A 20,590-nucleotide genomic window follows, 5' to 3' on the forward strand; every position below is an offset into this window, starting at 1 on the left:
AAGCGATGAAAACAGTATCTAAATTTCTCATTCTTGCGGCTGTTAGCATTTTTTCAGCCTCTTGTAGTAGTGTGCGTGTTTCTGCTGATTACGACAAAAACACGAATTTTACTTCCTATCAAACCTATGCTTTTTTCAAAGAGGGAATTGACAACGTAAAATTAAACGACTTGGACAAGAAACGTATTCTAAACGCAATTGACCAAGAGATGGCAGCAAAAGGCTTTACTAAAACAGATAGTAATCCTCAGCTATTAGTGAACATCTTCACTAAATCACAACAGCAAGTAAACGTTACAACCAATAACGATTACTTCTACTCAAGATACGGCTATTACGGTTGGGGCTATGCACCTTATTGGGGAGCACCTTCAACAACAGTATCTACGTCAATAGAAGGGAAATTGTACATCGATTTCATCGATACAAACAAAAAAGCGTTAATCTGGCAAGGGATTGGAACAGGCTATATTGACAATGCCAATACTCCTGAAAAGAAAGAAGCCAAAATTCAAGGGTTTGTACAGAAGATCTTAAGTACATATCCTCCTGAGGTAAAGAAGTAGAAGAAAACAAACTGTAAATCATAAAAAAGGGTCGTAGCGAATTCACTACGACCCTTTTTTATATCAATTACCCCTCTTTCAAAAGTATATGCCCGATCAAGAGCACTTTGCTTCAATACATCAGTACAATCGGACTATAATCAAACAAGTTACTTCTTCTTATTTAAACTGACTACTTCGTTTTTCACACGAATTCTATAAAAAAGGTAACCCTGTCTCATCTTTACAAAATTAGCATCAAATTATCTATTAACTGCAACGAATTTACAAGGGTAACATACAAGTAAAAAAAAACAAAAAAGGATGACCTAGAAGGTCATCCTTTTTTTAATTATATAATTTTCTATAATTAAAATTGAGCTTTAACTGTAGATATTTTATTAACTTGTCTAGTTGACTTTTTAGCTTTCGCAGACATTATATTAACTCCATTACCTGCAGAAACTGGTTTGTAGTATAATGCATCAGTTAATTTATTGTATTTAATATCAAATGCAGTCTCATCTTCAACAGTATAAATACCAGCTGATTCTAAAACGAACACTTCAGTTTCAGGATTAAATCCAATAGAAAACTGAGTATCTTCAGCAGGCTCTGCATAAATAACTGACTGATTAACAATAGAGTACATATCATAAATATTCCACTCAGCAACTGGCGTATTGAAAGGTGTCTTAGCAGCAGCTCCTTCTTCAGTTGGCTGTACAATAAAGAACTCAAATCTTGTAACCATTGTGTTAGAACCTACAGTTGCTTTATCTTTATCAAAAATAGTTACACCAAACATAAGTGCAACACCACCTCCGTTTAATGGATATGTTTTAGGAATAAAGCTTCCATCAGCTTGTTCCACAGCGTCAATAGTCATTTGTGAGTAATCCAAATCGTATGATACTCCACCTAATACGATTTGATTTTCACCAACTTCTGGAATCTCAACTTCATTAACAACTACAGACACTACATTACTATCATTGTAATCAGCTTTAGTAGCAGTAAATTTAAATGTTCCAGCAGCATCAGCTTTCCATGGGTTAGCTACTACAGTTCCATCTTCTTTTTTAATTTGAAACCCTGCAACAGTTGCACCTTTATCATCTTTTACAGTAAAATTAACGTTATCTCCAACATTTACTTCATTGTTGGTAACTGACAATACTAACGTTCTTTTTTCGATAGGAGTATCATTTTTAGTAACTTTAATTTTCACAGTATTACTATCAACTGCTCCTTTTTTCTTAGCTACAATGCTAAATTCACCTTCTTCTGTAAATTTGTAAGGATTAGTAATTTTAGTACCATCTTTGTAAAGTTCAGCAGCTTTTTCAGCTTTTCCGTTTGACTCTACAGTAAAAGTAACTGATTCATCAACCTTGATTTCCGTTTTGTCCGCTTTTAACGTAAGTTTCGGATCTTCGCTTTTGTTATCGTCGCTACTACAAGAAGCTCCGAATGTAGCCAAGCCCGCTACAGCCAAAAACATAAATAATTTTTTCATAAATATTTGCTTTAATTAGTTAATAATTGTGTTGCAATATAAAAACATTTTTGAAACTAAAAAAAAAATTAGTTAATATTATCTTTAATGTTCCCTAATAATCTACGGTAATAAACAAATCTTATAGATTATACCACCCTATACACTAAAATATTTAACATTTTAATTATACATAATAGAAATATTTAACCCTATAATTACATATTTAAGATTTTAACATTTCAAACAACGTAAACGTATAGTCAAGATTTCATTATTCTCTATTTGTAAATCATAAAAGCAAGAAACTATAATACATTCATCTTTTTCCTTATATTTACCGCAACCAAACTACTATTTGAATACTATGGACGCAAGAGAATACGAAAGCAATGAATTAATAGACCGCTTACCACCACATTTAAAGCAATTTATCAAGCCTCAAGACTACGAGGACTACACCCCGATAAACCAAGCGGTATGGCGCTATGTAATGAGAAAGAACGTCGATTATTTATCGAAGGTAGCACATGATTCCTACTTGGAAGGGTTAAACAAGACTGGAATCTCGATTGAATCTATTCCAAGCATGTATGGAATGAATCGCATATTAAAGGAAATTGGTTGGGCAGCCGTGGCAGTAGATGGTTTTATCCCACCCAACGCTTTTATGGAATTCCAAGCATACAAAGTACTTGTTATAGCCTCTGACATTAGACAACTAGAGAATATTGAATATACACCCGCACCTGATATTATTCACGAAGGCGCTGGACACGCTCCAATTATTGCCAATCCCGAATATGCAGAATATTTAAGACGCTTTGGAGAAATTGGATGCAAAGCAATTTCTTCTGCACATGATTATGAGATTTACGAAGCAATCCGCTTACTCTCTATTCTAAAAGAGGCAGAAGGTGTCGATGAAGCTGACATTAAAAAAGCAGAAGACGAAGTTGATCGCCTACAAGCAATCACAACCGCTCCTTCTGAAATGGCTTTAATCCGAAATTTACATTGGTGGACCGTAGAATACGGCTTAATTGGGACAGTGGACAATCCAAAGATCTATGGTGCTGGATTGCTTTCGTCTATTGGAGAAAGTGCTTGGTGCATGACGGACAACGTAGCAAAACTTCCTTACACCATTGAGGCAGCTAATCAAGGGTTTGACATCACCAAACCACAACCTCAACTCTATGTAACTCCTGATTTTGCCTATTTAAGTGAAGTATTAGAAAATTTTGCCAACAAAATGGCTATACGCAAGGGTGGTTTGGAAGGAATACAAAAGTTAATCGACTCCAAAGCGCTAGGAACAATTGAATTAAATACTGGTATTCAAATTTCAGGACACTTTACAAATGTAATTGAACACGAAGGAAAACCATCATATGTCCAAACAACGGGACCTACGGCTTTGTCTTACCGCGAAAAAGAACTCGTTGGACACGGCACAGAAACACATCCTCACGGTTTTGGAACAGCACTAGGTCGCTTAAAAGGCATCAACCTCGCAATTGAAGATATGAGTCCTCGCGACTTAAAAGCCTACAATCTATTCGAAGGACTACCTGTAACTTTGGAATTTGAAGGCGGTATTACGGTTTCAGGAACGAATATCACTGGTATTCGAAACATACACGGAAAAATTATCTTAATCAGCTTTAAAGATTGTACAGTCAAACACGGGGATACCATACTCTTCCAACCAGAATGGGGAACTTATGACATGGCAGTAGGTGCATCGGTTATATCAGCCTTCTCTGGACCTGCAGATTACAAGAGTTTTGACCTAGTGAATCACGTTCCTTCTTCTAAAACAATCAAAGCTAAAAGAGATGAGGACCGCATTAAATTAGAAACAATCTATCAGGCCGTTCGCCAAATGCGTGAAGACAACAAATCTATTGATCTTAATGCTACACTGGACACCTTAATTCAATCCTATCCAACCGATTGGTTATTGACCGTTGAAATTCTAGAACTAGCAAAAAAGAACAAAGACGAAAGTCTATACCAAAAGGCGATGAGTCGCTTAGAACAACTAAAAGTAGAAAGACCTAAAGTAGCGCACTTAATCGTTGATGGAATAAGCATCATCGAACAAGCGTAAAACATATAGCAATTACTAAGGAAGGAAAGTGGCTGATAAGTCACTTTCTTTTTTTATGGTATTTCCTTGGTATTCCAATTTCCATCCTAACATATTGGTTACCACTAACAGTTTCCCTAATTCACTCATCAAGCGATTTTCAGCATTACTCTTTAAGGTCGATTGCTCAATCTTCTTTTGTAAATCGTCCTTTATTCGCGCATTTATTTTGTTGTAATCCGTTCCTGTAAAGGGATTAAATGTACTAGTTTCCACGTCATACAATTTGTAATCGGGATAAATATTCACCTCAGGATCAGGAATATGCAACAGTTGAACTACTTGGCGCTCTTCGTCAATCTGGTATTGTAGTTGAGTTAAATCATAAGCTACCGTAGCCTTAGCATTGACAATAACCACTGCTTTTTTGGTAAAAGAAACGAGGTTCAACAAATACTTTTGTTGGTCTTCATAGGTCATCACTTGAGAATAATTCGCCTCTGTCACAATTAATTTACTCACATTCTTCAATTGCTCTTGAATTAAATTCGAGTTATACTCAATCTTACTCGTAGATGAACCGCCAGCGTAATGGTATACCACTACACCCATAAACATAAAGAATAGCACCAAAAAAAAGGAGAACAAAATTCGCAAAAGTCTTCTCATAGCTGTAAGGTTGTTTATCTAAAATTCATAAAAGGATAGCGAACTAGCAAATCGTCGATTTTTTCAATCAACGTATCTAAAAACTTCAAATGTTGTGCCGCTGTAGGATTAAAAGGACGATGGTTCAATCCTCTTTGCACCTCCTCTACTTTTTTCATCACTTCCATCATTGCTTCGTCAATGTAGTGGGCAACAAATCGCTCCCAAACATACTGAATAGCAATAGCATTAGGATGGATTAAATCGGCTGCATAAAAGCGATAATCGCGTAATTCATCCATTACAATTTCGTAAACGGGAATATAGCTTACCTTATCATCCTGTAAGTCGTCGATTGCGTCGTGTAGGGCAGCAAGTAGTATACTTTTACTGCGTTGATTTTCGGAAAAACCATCTTTCGTATGGCGAACAGGAGAGATCGAACACATGATATGCGCATGTGGATTCAGCGTTCGAATCATTTGCACAATAGACGTATAGCTTTGTCTTACTTCTTCATAGGTCAACAGACGCTTGTCAAATTGCGTATTAGGCAACTTATGACAATTAGCCACAATCTCTTGGGTTTCTTTGAATACGTACACCCAAGCTGTTCCGAAAGTCAGCATAATAAACGAGCTCTCGCGCAAAGCAACTTGTAAGTCGAACACCTTGGCGTTTAACTTTACTACAATATCCTCTTGCTCCAATTCGTTTAAATCGGAATGAGCTGCGAAAGAACTCCATATTTCTTGGTGTTCAAAAACATCTGCAGCGGTAAATTCAAAATTATGCACTGCGTATTCCACCACTTTCTCTATAGCTTTGGGATGAAACAAAATCCCAAAAGGGTTGGTGGTTTGCTGAAATTGAAACGACTTAAGCTTTTCTCCTATATTCGCTGCAAAACAAGATCCCAAGCAGAGAATCTGGTCGTCATAGGTGATTTTTCTCCCTCCATAAGACAAGGGAACAACGGTACTAAAATTCATATCCTAGATCTAATAAGAAAAAAAGATTCCTGCGAATAGGAATCTTTTTATGGTAAAACTACATTAGTTCAAATAATCAATAGCATGGCTGATTGCCTCTTTCATGCCCTCAGGATTTTTACCTCCTGCAGTAGCGAAGAACGCTTGTCCTCCACCGCCTCCTTGGATATATTTACCCAATTCGCGAACAATCTGTCCAGCATTCAAGCCTTTTGTTTCTACAATTTCTTTAGAAACATAACACGTCAACATGGGTTTATCATTGACAACAGAACCGAAAACGAGGAATAAGTTAGCGTATTCGCTTCCTAATTCGTAAGCGAGATCTTTTGCTCCATTTGCATCTAAGTCAACCTCAACAGCTAGGAAAGAAACCCCGTTAATCAATTGAATTTGTCCTTTTAATTCGCCTTTTACGTTTTTCGCTTTCTCTTTCAATAATTGCTCCACTTGTTTTTTAAGTCTTGCATTCTCATCTTGTAGAGAGACAACAGCTTTAAGCGTATCTTGTGGGTTTTTCAACACCGCTTTTAATTCCTTTAACGTATTCTCTTGCTCGTTGTAAAACGCACGTGCAGCTTGGTTACTAATTGCCTCAATACGGCGGATTCCAGCTGCAACAGCACCTTCACTTACAATTTTAAACTGCCAAATATCGGCTGTATTTTGGACGTGAGTACCTCCACATAACTCCATACTCTCACCAAAGCGAATTGCGCGAACCTCATCTCCGTATTTTTCACCAAAAAGAGCCATTGCTCCTTCTGCAACTGCTTGATCAAAAGGAATACTTCTTCTTTCAATCAACGGCAATTGCTCGTGAATTCGCTCATTGACGAAATCCTCTACCCTTTGCAATTCCTCTTCTGTCACTTTAGCAAAGTGAGAAAAGTCAAAACGCAAATGAGTCGGAGCAACTAAAGATCCTTTTTGCTCTACATGCGTTCCTAAAATCGTACGCAATGCCTGGTGCAACAAGTGAGTAGCAGAGTGATTTGCCATGGATTGCTTGCGTGCCTCGACATCCACTTTAGCGGTAAAAGTTCCCTCTACATTGGCAGGTAATGCTTTTACAATATGTAAAATTAAATTGTTCTCTTTTTTAGTATCCAGTACTTCAATTGATTCATTAGCCGTTACAATAGCACCGCGATCGCCTACTTGCCCTCCTCCTTCTGGATAGAATGGCGTCGCATCTAAAACCAATTGGAATAATTTTCCATCTTTCTTACTGTCTACTTTTCTATAACGCGTAATTTTTACTTGGTTCTCTAACTGATCATATCCAACGAACTCTTCGACGTTACCGCCGATCAATACCGTCCAATCATCTGTTGAAACTTCGGAAGCCGCTCTTGAACGCGTTTTTTGTTCATGCATAGCTGCTTCAAATCCTTTTTCGTCTAACTCCAAGCCTTTTTCTCTCAAGATTAAAGCCGTTAAGTCAATAGGGAATCCAAATGTGTCATACAGTTCAAATGCCTTAGCACCATCTACAATGTTACCGTTTGTTTTCTCAATCACTTGATCCAACAAATGCAATCCTTGCTCTAAGGTACGCAAGAAAGAAGCTTCTTCTTCTTTAATAACATTTTCGACTAAGTTTTTTTGTGATACGATCTCAGGAAAGAACGTTCCCATTTGCGCAGACAATACCTCTACTAATTTATAGATAAAGGGTTCTTTAATTCCCAAAAAGGTAAATCCATAGCGAATTGCGCGACGCAAAATACGACGAATTACGTAACCAGCTCCATTGTTTGATGGCAGCTGTCCGTCTGCAATGGCAAAAGCAACTGCACGTACGTGATCTACCACTACGCGGATTGCAATATTAATTTTATTTTGTTGTTCGCTTATCCCTTGAACAGTATTATCTGTGTATTGCAATCCTGTAACTTCTTCAACTTTTCGGATTAAAGGCGTAAATACATCTGTATCGTAATTTGAAGTTACCCCTTGCATCGCCATACACAAACGCTCAAATCCCATTCCTGTATCGACGTGTTGTGCTGGTAGTTTTTCAAGTGATCCATCCGCTTTTCGGTTGAACTCCATGAATACGTTATTCCAAATTTCAACAACTTGAGGGTGATCAGCATTCACTAAAGAGAAACCAGAAACAGCTGCTCTTTCCGCATCAGTACGCAAGTCGATGTGAATTTCAGAACAAGGTCCACAAGGTCCTTGGTCTCCCATTTCCCAAAAGTTGTCCTTTTTATTCCCCAAGATGATGCGATCTTCCGAAACGTATTGTTTCCAAAGGTCGAATGCTTCTTGATCAAAAGGTACATTTTCCGCTGGGTTTCCTTCGAATACAGAAACGTATAAACGGTCTTTTTCTAATTTTAAAACCTCAGTTAAAAACTCCCAAGCCCATGCGATTGCTTCTTTTTTAAAGTAATCACCAAAAGACCAGTTCCCCAACATTTCAAACATGGTATGGTGGTAGGTGTCAAAACCAACGTCTTCTAAATCATTGTGTTTTCCCGAAACGCGTAAACATTTTTGAGTATCTGCAATACGCTTGCTTTTCGGCGTGGCGTTTCCTAAAAAATATTCTTTAAACTGGGCCATCCCAGAGTTGTTAAACATTAAAGTTGGATCATCTTTTAAAACGATCGGTGCTGAAGGAACAATTAAATGTCCTTTTTCTTCAAAAAAGTTTAAAAACTTCTGACGAATTTCTTGTGATTTCATATTTTCGGAAACTAATATTTTCTATCAAACATTTGAATTACTTGCTAATTATCTCGTGTAAACTGGCATAGACTAACAAAATGTGTTAATTTTTTATTTCCATTTGTTACCTAATCAAGTATTAAACCAAAACATTGTTTAAATTTGTTGTTCAATGCCTTTTTATTCTATCCAAGGTGTTCACGAAATTATTGCAAAAATAGTGTTTTTTAAATTATGGCTAAGGTAAAATATTATTACGATTCTGAAAAGTTAGCGTTTCACAGAATACGTCCAAAATCTTCGAAGCGAATCGTAAACATATTGTTATTCATTCTATCGGCAGCAGCATTTGGATTACTTGGCTTATTTATATTAATTAATGCCAGTATATTAGCGACACCAAAAGAGAAAATGCTCGAGCGAGAAGTGGCTGAATTCAAGACCAATTATACCTTGCTAAATAAAAAGATAGACCTGATTGCGGAAGTATTAGATGAATTAGAAGTTCGAGACAATGAAATTTACAGGGCTTACTTCAACACAGCTCCTATTCCGGCAGAACAACGTCGCGCAGGACTGGGTGGATTAAACCGCTACAAAGAGTTTAAGAACTTGCAAAATGACAAGCTCTTACGCCTCACTACAGAAAAAGTGGATATTATAGCAAAGCAAACGGCCATACAGTCGCGCTCTTTAGATGATATTATCAACTTAGCCAAAGGAAAAGAAAAGCTATTAGCAGCAATTCCTGCGATTCAGCCAGTAAAGAACGAAAGTCTAAAACACATGGCCTCTGGGTATGGATACCGAAGTGACCCTTTTACAAAAATTAAAAAATTTCACGCGGGAATGGATTTCTCTGTCAATATTGGAACGCCTATTTATGCAACGGGAGATGGACGTGTGACACGAGCCAACAACCAGCTTCCTGGCTATGGAAATTTAATAGAAATAGAACATGGCTATGGGTACCAAACGCGTTATGCTCACTTGAGCAAGTACAACGTAACCCAAGGGCAAACCGTAAAAAGAGGTGACATCATTGGTTATGCAGGTAGCACAGGACGAAGCTCAGGCCCGCATTTACATTATGAAGTTCACTATAAAGGCAACCCTGTCAATCCGCTAAACTATTACTATGGCGATATTTCAGCCAAAGAATTTGAGCTGTTGTTACAAGAAGCGAACCACGAAAATCAATCCCTAGACTAATGAAAGTTAATTTACCAGAGAAACGATATTACAGCATAGGCGAATTAGCAAAGGCTTTTGATGTCAATACTTCTTTGATCCGCTTTTGGGAAAAGGAATTTGACATTATTAAACCGAAGAAAAACGCCAAAGGCAATCGCATGTTTTCCCAACAAGACGTCAAAAATTTCGAACTTATTTACCACCTTGTAAAAGAGAGAGGGTTTACCTTAGACGGAGCAAAAGAACAACTAAAATTAAAGCCCTCAGAAGCCGTTGACAATTTAGAAATCATAAAGCGACTGGAATACATTAAAGAAACATTAATAAGTATAAAAAACGAACTCTAAACAAAAAAGAACATGAAAAAAGCGTTACCCATTATTATCGCCCTAGTTGTATTAATTGGAGGCTACTTCTTATTATCCATGAATTACCAAAACACTGCTTTAGTACACAAACAAGCCGTGGATAAATCGTGGGCAGATGTAGAAGGTGCTTACCAAAGAAGAAATGATCTAATCGGAAATTTAGTTGAAACAGTAAAAGGAGCTGCAGATTTTGAAAAATCAACGTTAGAAGCTGTAGTAAATGCAAGAGCCAAAGCAACTTCAGTAAATATCGATCCAACGAATATGACCGAAGAACAATTGGCTAACTTCCAACAAACACAATCGGGCGTATCAAGTGCATTAGGCCGTTTATTAGTTACGGTTGAGAAATACCCTGATTTAAAAACAAATCAAAACTTCTTAAAATTGCAAGATGAACTAGCGAGTACAGAAAATCAAATTTTCACTCAACGCAGCCGTTTTAACGAGGCTGTTCAAGCTTACAACGGTTATATTTTAAAAATACCTAATAAGTACTTTTTGAGTGGGTATACAGAACGTCCTTTCTTCAAAGCAGAGGCTGGAGCGGAAAGTGCACCTAAAGTAAAATTCTAATTCATATGCAACCTATCCATCAATTTTTAAGTCCATCGGATGAACAAGAAGTGATTGAAGCAATCACACAAGCGGAAAAAAACACGACAGGTGAGATTCGAGTACACATCGAGTTAGCATCAGACAAAGAGCCTTATGCAAGAGCGCAGGAAGTATTTTTCGAATTGGCTATGGATAAGACCACTCATGCGAATGGTGTTTTATTTTACGTTTGTTTAACTTCTAAAGCTTTTGTTATTCTAGGGGATAAAGGGATTGATCAACGCGTGCAAAAAGAAAATTTTTGGGAAGGCACAAAAGAATTGGTCATCAATCACTTCAAACAAGGATTGTATAAACAAGGGCTGATTTACGGCATACTCAAAGCAGGTAGTCAATTAAAGATCTATTTCCCTTCTACAGGGGAAAACAACAACGAACTATCGAACGAAATATCAAAAGCTTAACAAAACATGCAAAAACGAAGAAATAAAGTCCTATCATTTGTTGTATTTGCTTTCATTTTCCTTTGTTCGCAAGTCAATTATGCCCAATTTGATATTCCGCCTGTTCCTTCAAAAGCACAACAGACCTCAGTCTATGATTATGCTCAGATACTAAGCAGTCAGCAGAGCAAAGCATTAGAAGAACGCCTGCTAACATATAGCAAGGAAACCTCAACGCAAATTGTTGTAATTACCATTCCCTCTTTAGAAGGAGAGAGCATAGGTATATTGGGGCCTAAGTGGGGACAAACGTGGGGTATTGGTCAGAAAGACAAAGGCAATGGAGTACTCATCCTCTTAGCGGCTAAAGAAAGACAGATTGGCATCTATCCAGGATATGGAGCAGAAGTTCAAATTACTGCGGGACAAGGCGGCGAATTGATTCGAAATAGGATTATTCCTGAATTCAAGAAAGGCGACTATTACGCGGGATTAAATGAAGGTGTCACGGGGATAATGGAAATGCTAGCAGGTACTTATCAAGCAGATAAAGACACCCGTATGGAGGGCGATAACGAACTTGGAGGTTTACTTTGTGTATTTGCTATCATAGCCTTGATTATTGGAACTATTGTATTTAAAAACAAAAATAACAACGGAGGAGGTCGTGGTGGCAATGGATCCCATCGCGGTTTCTTAGATGATTTAGCCAGTATGGTTATCCTGAGTAACCTAGGAAGAAGCTCCGGTGGCGGTGGCTTTGGAGGAGGCGGAAGCTTCGGTGGCGGCGGCGGTTTTGGCGGCGGCTTCGGAGGTGGAGGTTTCTCTGGTGGTGGATCAAGCGGAAGTTGGTAACCAATACATACAAAGAGGGTGATCTTAATAGATCACCCTCTTTTGTTTTTTAGCCGTTCGCTGAACCATTTACCATAAGTATATCAACATAATACCTCTATTGTACGTCCATAGTGCCTCTATAAAACAACCGCGTTTTAATAGAGGCACTATGGACTTATAATGGACTCACTATGGACTCACTACCTATCATTTTCCTTCTGATCCTATTCTAGTCTTGTAAAAACAACGCGTGATTTTGCCCGTTTTTTACTCCTAGTAAGCTTGAGATTATCTAGTTTACAAATTAACGCTGTAATTTTTCCTTTTCACCTCGCCTTTTTCATTTATCTTGTACGCATCATACTGCCTCGAGAACTCCTTCCTCCTCCATAATTCCCTCTATTTCCTCTTGTTTCTTTTCCGCCAAATGCCTTTAGACTATAGGTTAAAGAAAACATCACATAGCGCTTTAAAACCAAACTCTCCGAATCGACAATTGACGTTGCATCTATCGTTCTTCTCGAACTGGTGTTCTGATTCAGTACATCATACACTTTTACTTTAGCTTTGAATCGATCCCCAAAAAACTCATACGCCAAACTGATGTTCCACATATAGAAATCTCGATTATAGCCACTGGCAATTTGCGAGTTATACGTGTAACTAAAATCATTGCCAATCGTAAATTTACTCGGCCAATATAAAATCGCTTCCAAAGCCGCATTGTGTGTGTAAGTACTAGCACGATCAACATTAAAATTCTTGTAACTCGACCAATTCGTCGTATAATTGTAAGAAGGTGATATGCGAACTAATTCGTCATAATCAAAACTTGCATATACCCGAGGACTTAAACTATTGGAAAGTGCATCATAGGTTACCCCATCGATATAACCTTTACTCACACTGTGATTATATCGCAGATTAACCCCATAACGCAAAGCGATTTCATCCCATTTGGACGATCGATACCACGATCCATTTAACGACCAGTTATAAGCCCCTGATACATTTTTATAGGTAGAAATACTCTTGCGATCCTCATCATAATCTACAGCACTAACAATACTGTTGTTCAAAAGGTTGATATTTCCGTAAAGCGAATAGCCCGAACGCGTTTGAAAATTATACGATCGATAACTCGCATTAAAGGAGTGATTTCCCGTAGGACGCAAATCGGGATTTCCAACAAAGGTGTGCAGCGGATTACTCACATCAACGATATCCAAAAGCTCCGTCGCTCGTTGATAGGTCACATTGTAATTATAGGTGAAAAAGAAAAAATTCCCCCTTGATAACAAGTAGCGAAGATTGAGCCGAACATTAGGATCAATGTACTTTTTGTCTAACGCATAAAGTTGATTGTTGTATAAGGCTTCTACGTTATTTTTTACAATTTGAGTCGATGTATTAAAATCGGCGTTGAATTTCTTATGAGTAAAATTAAACCCTACATAAGGCGCTACTGTAGTTTGAACCGTCAAATAGCGATTGGTTTGCAAGGTATTTAAATCTGTATACCCTTGTGTGGCTTCATTGAAGTCAAATACTTTTGCATCGGTAATGGTTTGGTTTCTGTCCCATCTATTTCCGATTAGCATCGTTAATGAATCAGTCACAGGTTGGCTATACTCAAAAGAAAGCGTATAGGAGTCATTGGAGTTGTTCTGTTGTTGATACTGACGACGAATATCCACTTCTTGTTCAGATTTATAAAAGTTTGTCACAGACTCTTGCAAGATATCACTCGTATTCACCCCATTAGAGTTTAAAAATTCAACAGTAAAAAATTGTCGATCTCTTTTTAACTTTCTCATATAGCGCATGGCGTTTGAAAAACTATTGCTTTCCCCTTTGCTTTTCGCTTGAGATTCACTGTCATTGAGTAATTCCCCCGCTTCATTCAGTGCCTGATCTGACGAATTTGTACTCGAATTTGAATAATTGCGTTGAAAACTAGGCATGATGTAAAAGGAGTCTTTCTCGCCAATATAATCAATCGACACATTAGCCGAATGTCCCTCAGAATCACTGTTAGATCCCGATTCCGAATTGTTGGTGAATTCACCCGAAGGTAAAAACTGGGTTACAGTAGAACGGTTCTTACTTTCATTGTCGGAAAAATTATAGTTGTAACTGCCATTAACTTTTAATTTACTCGAGAGGTCTTGCACAAAATTGACCCCTAGCATTCTCGATGCTGTAATTCCGCCAGAACTTCTCCCCATCCGCATATTGTCAAACACCTCATCCATAGAGAATCCCATCGCATTGATGTTGTTGGCAGAACCAATTACATTTAGCTGAGTTTTGTCAAAAAAAGTATTGAAAAACAAGCTGCCTTCATAGCGTTCGTCTGAGCCATAGCCTCCAGTTAATTTCCCGAAATATCCCCTATTATTCTCTTCTTCAATGGTGATATTAATACTAGCATGATCTGATTTTGCACGTTCACCTGTGAATTTCTCTTTCTTGGTTTTCTGATCGGTTACTTGCACCTTATTGATGATCTCAGCGGGCAAATTTTCCAAGGCTATTTTGCCATCCTCTCCAAAAAAAGGTTTTCCATTTACCAGGATCTCATTGACTTCCTTTCCGTTAATTGTGATTTTCTTATTTTCATCCATCTGAAATCCAGGCAATTGTTTGAGCAATTGTTCTAAATTCGCATCGGGTCGTACGGAGAATGAAGAGGCATTGAACTCCAGGGTATCCTTCTTCACGCGAATAGGAGGTATGTCTGCTTGAATGACCAATTCATCCAAATTCGTAATGAGTTCTTTCAGCTGAATCGTTCCTAGGTCATAGGTAGTTTTATCTGTAGGTTCTAAAGCTTTTACATAAGGTTTAAAACCTAGCATACTAGCTTTAAACAGTACTTTTTCTTCGGGCATTTTTACTTTGAGATCAAAATTGCCTTCGGCATTGGACATGCTGTATTCCAAAACTGAATTGTCTTTTTCTCTGACTACATATACTGTTACGGCTTCCAAGGGATTTTTAACAGAATCGGTCAATTTTCCGTGAATACTAACCGTTGATTGGGCCAACACTATTGGAGCCATTAAGAGTATGATCAAGCCTAATATTTTCTTCATAGCAATAAAAAACGGTCTTTGTTCTTTCAAACAAAGACCGTATATTTTAGTATAATTACAATTATTTTTGTCTAAAATAAATATCGATAGGTACACCGCTAAAGTCATAAATCTCGCGTAATTTATTCTCAACAAATCGGCGATATGGATCTTTGATATACTGAGGTAAATTTGCAAAAAACACAAATTGAGGCGATGGAGTTGGCAACTGCATACAATATTTAATCTTGATATACTTTCCTTTAATTGCTGGCGGAGGAGTATGTTCAATAATTGGCAACATTGTTTCATTAAATTTAGAAGTCGAAATGCGGTTCTTTCTATTTTCATATACTTGAACTGCTGTTTCTAAAGCTTTTAATAAACGCTGTTTCGTAATTGTAGAAGTAAACACAATCGGCACATCCGTAAACGGAGCAATGCTTTCGCGAATTTTATCTTCAAATTGTTTTGACGTTAGTGTATCCTTATCAATTAAGTCCCACTTATTTACTAAAATAACAATTCCTTTTCTATTTTTCTCAGCTAACCAGAAAATATTTTGATCTTGTCCTTCAAAACCTCTCGTCGCATCCACCATTAGAATACAAACATCACTGTGTTCAATAGCGCGAATAGAACGCATTACAGAATAAAATTCTAAATCTTCTTTTACTTTTGTCTTTCTGCGAATACCCGCAGTATCAACTAAATTAAAGTCAAAGCCAAATTGCGTAAAACGCGTGTCAATAGCATCTCTTGTCGTTCCTGCAATATCAGTTACAATATAGCGATCTTCTCCAATTAACGCATTGATAAAACTTGATTTCCCAGCATTTGGACGTCCTACTACCGCAAAACGAGGAAGTTCTCCATCTTCACTTTCTTCTCTGATTTCCTCCTCTGGCAATACTTTTATTACCTCATCTAATAAATCCCCCGTACCACTACCGCTCATTCCGGCAATTGGATAAATTTCACCCAATCCTAAATTGTAGAATTCATAGGTATCTTCCATGCGCTTTCCACTATCCACCTTGTTTACTGCTACAAAAACAGGCTTTGTTTCGCGGTGTAATAGTTTGGCTACTTCAGCATCCATAGGAGTAATTCCCTCTTCTACGTCTACTACAAATATGATCACGTCCGCCTCTTCAATAGCTAATGCTACTTGACGTCTGATTTCTTCTTCAAAAACATCATCAGAACCTTTTATATATCCTCCTGTATCGATTACAGAGAACTCTCTTCCATTCCATTCTGATTTGCCGTAGTTTCTATCACGAGTTACCCCGCTAACCGAATCTACAATTGCCTCTCTCCTTTGAATCAAGCGATTAAAGAAAGTGGATTTTCCTACGTTTGGTCTCCCAACTATGGCTACTATACTACTCATATACTATTTTAATATGTCGCAAAGTTAATACTTCAATGCAATATTTGATGCTATTATTTAATTTCTCTATTTTTTTTGATTGTATCCGAAACGTCTCAATTGATAATCGCTCGATCTCCAATCCTTATTCACCTTGACAAACAATTCTAAGTGAACCTTTTTACAAAAGAACTTTTCCATCTCCTCACGAGAGGCAATACCCACCTTTTTCAATGCGGCCCCTTTGTGGCCGATTAAAATTCCTTTTTGGGTGTCTCGTTCCACCATAATAATGGCTTTGATGCGAATAATATCTTCTTCTTCTTTAAATTCTTCTGTTTCTACCTCAACGGCATAAGGAATCTCTTTGTCGTAGTTCAACAAAATTTTCTCGCGAATAATCTCACTGACGAAAAAACGTTCTGATTTATCAGTCAACGCATCCTTAGCATAAAAAGGAGGTGATTCTGGAAGCAATTCAATAATGCGATCATACACCGCTTGTGTATTGAATTTCTCCAAAGCAGAGATAGGGAAAATCTCAGCATTTGGGACTTTTGATTTCCACAAGGCTACTTGTTCCTCCAATTGCTGCTGGTTGGATTTATCAATCTTATTCAACAACAACAAAATAGGCACTTTAGAATGAATGATTCGGTTGAAAAAAGCTTCGTCTTTTAGTTCTTTCTCCCCTACTTCAACCATATAAATTAAGACATCTGCGTCTTCAAAAGCAGATTTTACAAAATCCATCATGGATGCTTGCAATTCATAGGCAGGTTTTATGATACCCGGTGTGTCCGAAAATACAATTTGATAATCCTCTTCATTTACAATTCCTAAAATGCGATGTCTTGTTGTTTGTGCTTTTGATGTAATTATCGATAATCGCTCCCCTACTAATGCATTCATTAGGGTAGATTTACCTACGTTAGGATTACCTATAATGTTCACAAATCCAGCTTTATGTGCCATAAAAATATATTTTTCGCTACAAAGGTAGTTTTTATCAATGAGATAGTTGAAAAAAAATGAAAGAACTCGACCTAAAACCTTCCCAAAAGATTTTTTTGGGGATCAAAATTTTGATTTAGATGCAAATTGACTAGCTTTAGGTTTTAAAACGAATACAATTTTATGCATACAAACCACAAACATTGGTCCATCGTTGAATATTTACACCAAACCGTAAAGAATCCCAATATCCACATCAAGGGAAATACTAGTTATTACAGTGCTGCATGGAGCGGTTCATTTGAAGAAAGTGTAGTGCGTTATTTATATGGAGATGATTATAGTACGAGCCAATGGGAGCCTGCTTGGCCAATTGATCAACTCTATATTGGATCCCACGTTTGCATTGCAGCAGAAGCAGTGATTCTAATGGGGGGCAATAATACCCATCGCACGGATTGGTTTAGCTTATACCCTTTTAGTGAAACACTCGTCCAATCTTATGAGCAAAAAGGAGATACTAGTATAGGCGATGGTGCATGGATTGGTATGAGGGCAATGATTATGCCAGGGATTACTATAGGAGAAGGAGCCGTCATTGCATCAGGAGCAATCGTAACTAAAAATGTTGAGCCCTACACCATCGTGGCAGGCAATCCAGCTAAACCCATTAAAACGAGATTCGATGCTTCAACTATTAAAACACTATTGCAATTGAAGTTGTATGAGTGGCCAACCGCCAAATTCCAGGCCTTACAGCCTCATCTGTGTGCGAATGACATCGCAAAATTGGTACACGAAAGCTATTTATATGATCTGGCACATGATCTATCAAAATAATTTAAAAAAAAGAAAAAGACAACTACACTAATGCTCAACCCCTTACACCAAGAACTTTCAACAAAGTCTGAGTAATTGAAAAAAAAACACTGCTTTACTTGTTTCATAGCAATATTAGTTTGTATATTTGCACCACAATAGCGCGGGATAGAGCAGTAGGCAGCTCGTCGGGCTCATAACCCGAAGGTCACAGGTTCGAGTCCTGTTCCCGCTACAAAGCCAAAAAGACTTAATCATTTGATTAAGTCTTTTTTTTTGCACTTTTTTTTACACCTCCTCCCTCATGTATTCCAATATTGACTTTTTTATCCCTTAGGGACAAAACTATGCGGTATTGTCTCCTTGGATTTAATTCCAAATCTTTGCTGAAAATTATCGCCCATGATCCCTACATTAACTCAACAAATTGCTGAATTAAATGAAAATTTAGCACAACAAGTACCCACAGAAGTATTAACTCGTTTTGGTCAATCCATTGAAGACCTCAAAAAATTACAACTCGAACAAAGAGCCATTGCACTAGGCGATCCTTTTCCTAACTTCAAACTTCTGAATACGGAAAATCAAATAGTGGAATTGAGTGAATTAGTGCGAAAAGGACCCGTAATCATCAGTTTCTTCCGCGGATCCTGGTGTCCTTATTGTAATTTAGAGCTACGCTCCTTCCAAAATAAACAAAGTAGTTTAGCGCAACAAAAGACAACTGTTGTTGCCATTTCTCCTCAACTTCCCGCGTATAACCTAGAACTGAAACAAACCCATCAGTTGGATTTCGAACTTCTTACGGATCGAGATAATCTATTGGCTAAACAAATTGGAATTGCCTTTCAATTACAAGACTATATCATTCCCATCTATGAAACACTAGGCATTGATCTCCCTACCTTCAATGGCACAGCACAACATGAATTACCTATTCCCGCTGTTTTTTTATTGAACCAAGAGGGAATTGTCACTTATAAATTCGTCGACTCGAACTATATGAAACGCGATGAGTAAATGGTGAGTGGTGAGTGGTGAGTTACTTTTAATCAAAACTACGAGTTAGAACAGGCTCTTATCGATATAACAACACGTGATTTTACTAAAAAAGAACTTGATTTATACACGCTTAGACAAGTCGCCTTAGAAGATATTGCTCAAGATACCCTTTACAAGAGATACCGAAACACTCAACTTAATTTAGTACCACTTATCCATGGAAAGGAAAAGAAAGTCTATGTTCTAACTGGACCATCGATAAGTGGAGTCGTTATTTTTGGAAATGATTACCTCATCACCTTCAACAAAGACAATACAATACGCTCCAAAAAACAGCTTCACAAAAACATTATTCCCATTAACACAAATGAAACAGAAAATGGACATCTTGTACTGAGTACTATACATTCCCATTTACCTGAAACAGGTCACTTACCTACTGCAACGGATATTTGTACTTTATTGCTTTATTCGCCATTTACTACTTGGGAGAGTCACCTCATTATTTCAGATAAGTATAGAAGTATTTGGGACTGTAAAAAAAGTGATTTACTTGTATTATCGAATGAGGTAGTCGACAAGATAAATCAACATCAAGACGCTAAAGAAAAAGATTAAGTCAATACTTTTCAACACTTACCACTTCCCCTTTCCGAAACGCAGACATGCTCATACCTTTATGGCGTTTAAAGAACTTATTGCAATGACTTTCATCTGCAAATCCAAATTCATGAACTATTTCATTGATTCGCAGATCACTAAAGAGCAACCGGTGTTCAATTAGTCGGATTTTATAAGCTGAAATATACGCTTGTAACGATTCACCTCCATGCTTGCGAAAATAACTTCCCAAATAAGTTGGCGACATGCCAAATCGATCGGCAATGGCCGCTATTTTCAACAAGTCTGGTTCTCGAATGTGTTGCTGAATATAGTTGAGTATTTGTACGATTTTAGCATCGCTAGTCTCTCCTAAAGGTTTTAGTTGAATTTGAGCGATATTACGGGCAGCAATAACTAGAATGGCATTGACAATCGGTCGAATTAAATCTTCATTATACATCAATTCTACCTTCAACACTCCTTGTAGGGTTTGTATTAACTGTGCAACTAAGCGCTTATCCTCTTGGTGAACCAATACAGAAGCAGAAAGATGAGAGGCATAATACAACAGGCATTCAATATGATCAATACTCTTCCATTGGTATTCTTTGACATAAGACTCTCCAAAGCGAATCACCATAAATTCACATATTCCCTCTAAATCAAATTCATGACAATCTTGAGGCGTAATCAAAAACAGATCGCCTGCTTGAAAGGGAATGCGATTGCCATTGACGGCATGACTTCCACCTCCTGCAATCACGTACACGAGTTCAAAGAAATTAAACTGCCTATTGCGCAAAGGGCAAACCTCTACTTTTTCATAGTACACCTCTAGGGCTTGGTAAATATTTTCTTTCGCCATACTGCAAAAATACCGAAATACACTTGATTTATACC

17 protein-coding genes and 1 tRNA gene are annotated in these 20,590 nt (G+C 37.6%); 10 read left to right on the forward strand and 8 right to left on the reverse strand.

Annotated elements, in window-relative coordinates:
* The first annotated feature begins 5 nt into the window (after nt 1-5).
* Nucleotides 6-566 (forward strand): DUF4136 domain-containing protein, encoded by a 561-nt coding sequence (locus H4K35_RS07765; protein WP_182626801.1) that lies wholly within the window; start codon nt 6-8, stop codon nt 564-566.
* A 349-nt stretch (nt 567-915) separates the two neighbouring features.
* On the opposite strand, the gene H4K35_RS07770 is transcribed toward H4K35_RS07765, so the two are convergent.
* Nucleotides 916-2,064 carry a hypothetical protein gene (locus H4K35_RS07770; protein ID WP_182626802.1) on the reverse strand — a complete coding sequence of 383 codons (1,149 nt, stop codon included), beginning with the start codon at nt 2,062-2,064 and terminating at the stop codon, nt 916-918.
* Between the two features lie 346 nt (nt 2,065-2,410).
* Here H4K35_RS07770 and H4K35_RS07775 point away from each other — a divergent pair, with 346 nt between their 5' ends.
* Nucleotides 2,411-4,159 carry an aromatic amino acid hydroxylase gene (locus H4K35_RS07775; protein WP_182626803.1) on the forward strand — a complete coding sequence of 583 codons (1,749 nt, stop codon included), beginning with the start codon at nt 2,411-2,413 and terminating at the stop codon, nt 4,157-4,159.
* A gap of 15 nt (nt 4,160-4,174) precedes the next feature.
* On the opposite strand, the gene H4K35_RS07780 is transcribed toward H4K35_RS07775, so the two are convergent.
* The 3 genes from H4K35_RS07780 to alaS form a co-directional block, all read right to left on the reverse strand.
* A complete protein-coding gene (locus H4K35_RS07780) occupies nt 4,175-4,807 on the reverse strand; it encodes a DUF4230 domain-containing protein (protein WP_182626804.1) in 633 nt (210 codons plus the stop codon).
* A gap of 14 nt (nt 4,808-4,821) precedes the next feature.
* Entirely contained in the window at nt 4,822-5,778 is a 957-nt protein-coding gene (locus tag H4K35_RS07785) for a GSCFA domain-containing protein (protein ID WP_182626805.1), read from the reverse strand.
* Between the two features lie 63 nt (nt 5,779-5,841).
* Nucleotides 5,842-8,478 (reverse strand): alanine--tRNA ligase, encoded by a 2,637-nt coding sequence (alaS, locus tag H4K35_RS07790; RefSeq protein ID WP_182626806.1) that lies wholly within the window; start codon nt 8,476-8,478, stop codon nt 5,842-5,844.
* Between the two features lie 216 nt (nt 8,479-8,694).
* Here alaS and H4K35_RS07795 point away from each other — a divergent pair, with 216 nt between their 5' ends.
* Genes H4K35_RS07795 through H4K35_RS07815 form a run of 5 tightly spaced genes read left to right on the forward strand, consistent with a single transcriptional unit; the run spans nt 8,695 to nt 11,878 of the window.
* Nucleotides 8,695-9,672 (forward strand): M23 family metallopeptidase, encoded by a 978-nt coding sequence (locus H4K35_RS07795; protein ID WP_182626807.1) that lies wholly within the window; start codon nt 8,695-8,697, stop codon nt 9,670-9,672.
* Nucleotides 9,672-10,001 (forward strand): MerR family transcriptional regulator, encoded by a 330-nt coding sequence (locus tag H4K35_RS07800; RefSeq protein WP_182626808.1) that lies wholly within the window; start codon nt 9,672-9,674, stop codon nt 9,999-10,001. The genes H4K35_RS07795 and H4K35_RS07800 overlap by 1 nt, the downstream gene beginning before the upstream one ends.
* Nucleotides 10,002-10,013: 12 nt before the next feature.
* Nucleotides 10,014-10,598 (forward strand): LemA family protein, encoded by a 585-nt coding sequence (locus H4K35_RS07805; RefSeq protein WP_182626809.1) that lies wholly within the window; start codon nt 10,014-10,016, stop codon nt 10,596-10,598.
* Between the two features lie 5 nt (nt 10,599-10,603).
* Entirely contained in the window at nt 10,604-11,044 is a 441-nt protein-coding gene (locus H4K35_RS07810; RefSeq protein ID WP_182626810.1) for a TPM domain-containing protein, read from the forward strand.
* Nucleotides 11,045-11,050: 6 nt separating this feature from the next.
* A complete protein-coding gene (locus H4K35_RS07815) occupies nt 11,051-11,878 on the forward strand; it encodes a YgcG family protein (protein WP_182626811.1) in 828 nt (275 codons plus the stop codon).
* Between the two features lie 326 nt (nt 11,879-12,204).
* Here H4K35_RS07815 and H4K35_RS07820 read toward each other — a convergent pair whose 3' ends face one another.
* The 3 genes from H4K35_RS07820 to era form a co-directional block, all read right to left on the reverse strand.
* Nucleotides 12,205-14,958, reverse strand: coding sequence for an outer membrane beta-barrel protein (locus tag H4K35_RS07820; protein WP_182626812.1), 2,754 nt, complete (start codon nt 14,956-14,958; stop codon nt 12,205-12,207).
* A gap of 61 nt (nt 14,959-15,019) precedes the next feature.
* Nucleotides 15,020-16,333, reverse strand: a complete 1,314-nt coding sequence (gene der, locus H4K35_RS07825) for a ribosome biogenesis GTPase Der (RefSeq protein ID WP_182626813.1) — start codon at nt 16,331-16,333, stop codon at nt 15,020-15,022.
* 66 nt (nt 16,334-16,399) lie between these two features.
* A complete protein-coding gene (era, locus tag H4K35_RS07830; RefSeq protein ID WP_182626814.1) occupies nt 16,400-17,287 on the reverse strand; it encodes a GTPase Era in 888 nt (295 codons plus the stop codon).
* Between the two features lie 162 nt (nt 17,288-17,449).
* Here era and H4K35_RS07835 point away from each other — a divergent pair, with 162 nt between their 5' ends.
* The 3 genes from H4K35_RS07835 (at nt 17,450) to H4K35_RS07845 (ending at nt 19,105) form a co-directional block, all read left to right on the forward strand.
* Entirely contained in the window at nt 17,450-18,106 is a 657-nt protein-coding gene (locus tag H4K35_RS07835) for a CatB-related O-acetyltransferase (RefSeq protein ID WP_182626815.1), read from the forward strand.
* A 141-nt stretch (nt 18,107-18,247) separates the two neighbouring features.
* Nucleotides 18,248-18,320, forward strand: a tRNA-Met gene (locus H4K35_RS07840).
* A 167-nt stretch (nt 18,321-18,487) separates the two neighbouring features.
* The gene (locus tag H4K35_RS07845; protein WP_220497665.1) at nt 18,488-19,105 is read left to right on the forward strand and encodes a peroxiredoxin-like family protein; all 618 of its coding nucleotides are present in this window, start codon (nt 18,488-18,490) and stop codon (nt 19,103-19,105) included.
* A 601-nt stretch (nt 19,106-19,706) separates the two neighbouring features.
* Here H4K35_RS07845 and H4K35_RS07850 read toward each other — a convergent pair.
* Complete coding sequence (locus H4K35_RS07850; RefSeq protein WP_182626816.1) at nt 19,707-20,555, reverse strand: AraC family transcriptional regulator; 849 nt, start codon at nt 20,553-20,555, stop codon at nt 19,707-19,709.
* Nucleotides 20,556-20,590 lie beyond the last annotated feature (35 nt).

The organism is Myroides sp. NP-2 (genome assembly GCF_014145665.1).
Taxonomy (GTDB): Bacteria; Bacteroidota; Bacteroidia; order Flavobacteriales; family Flavobacteriaceae; genus Flavobacterium.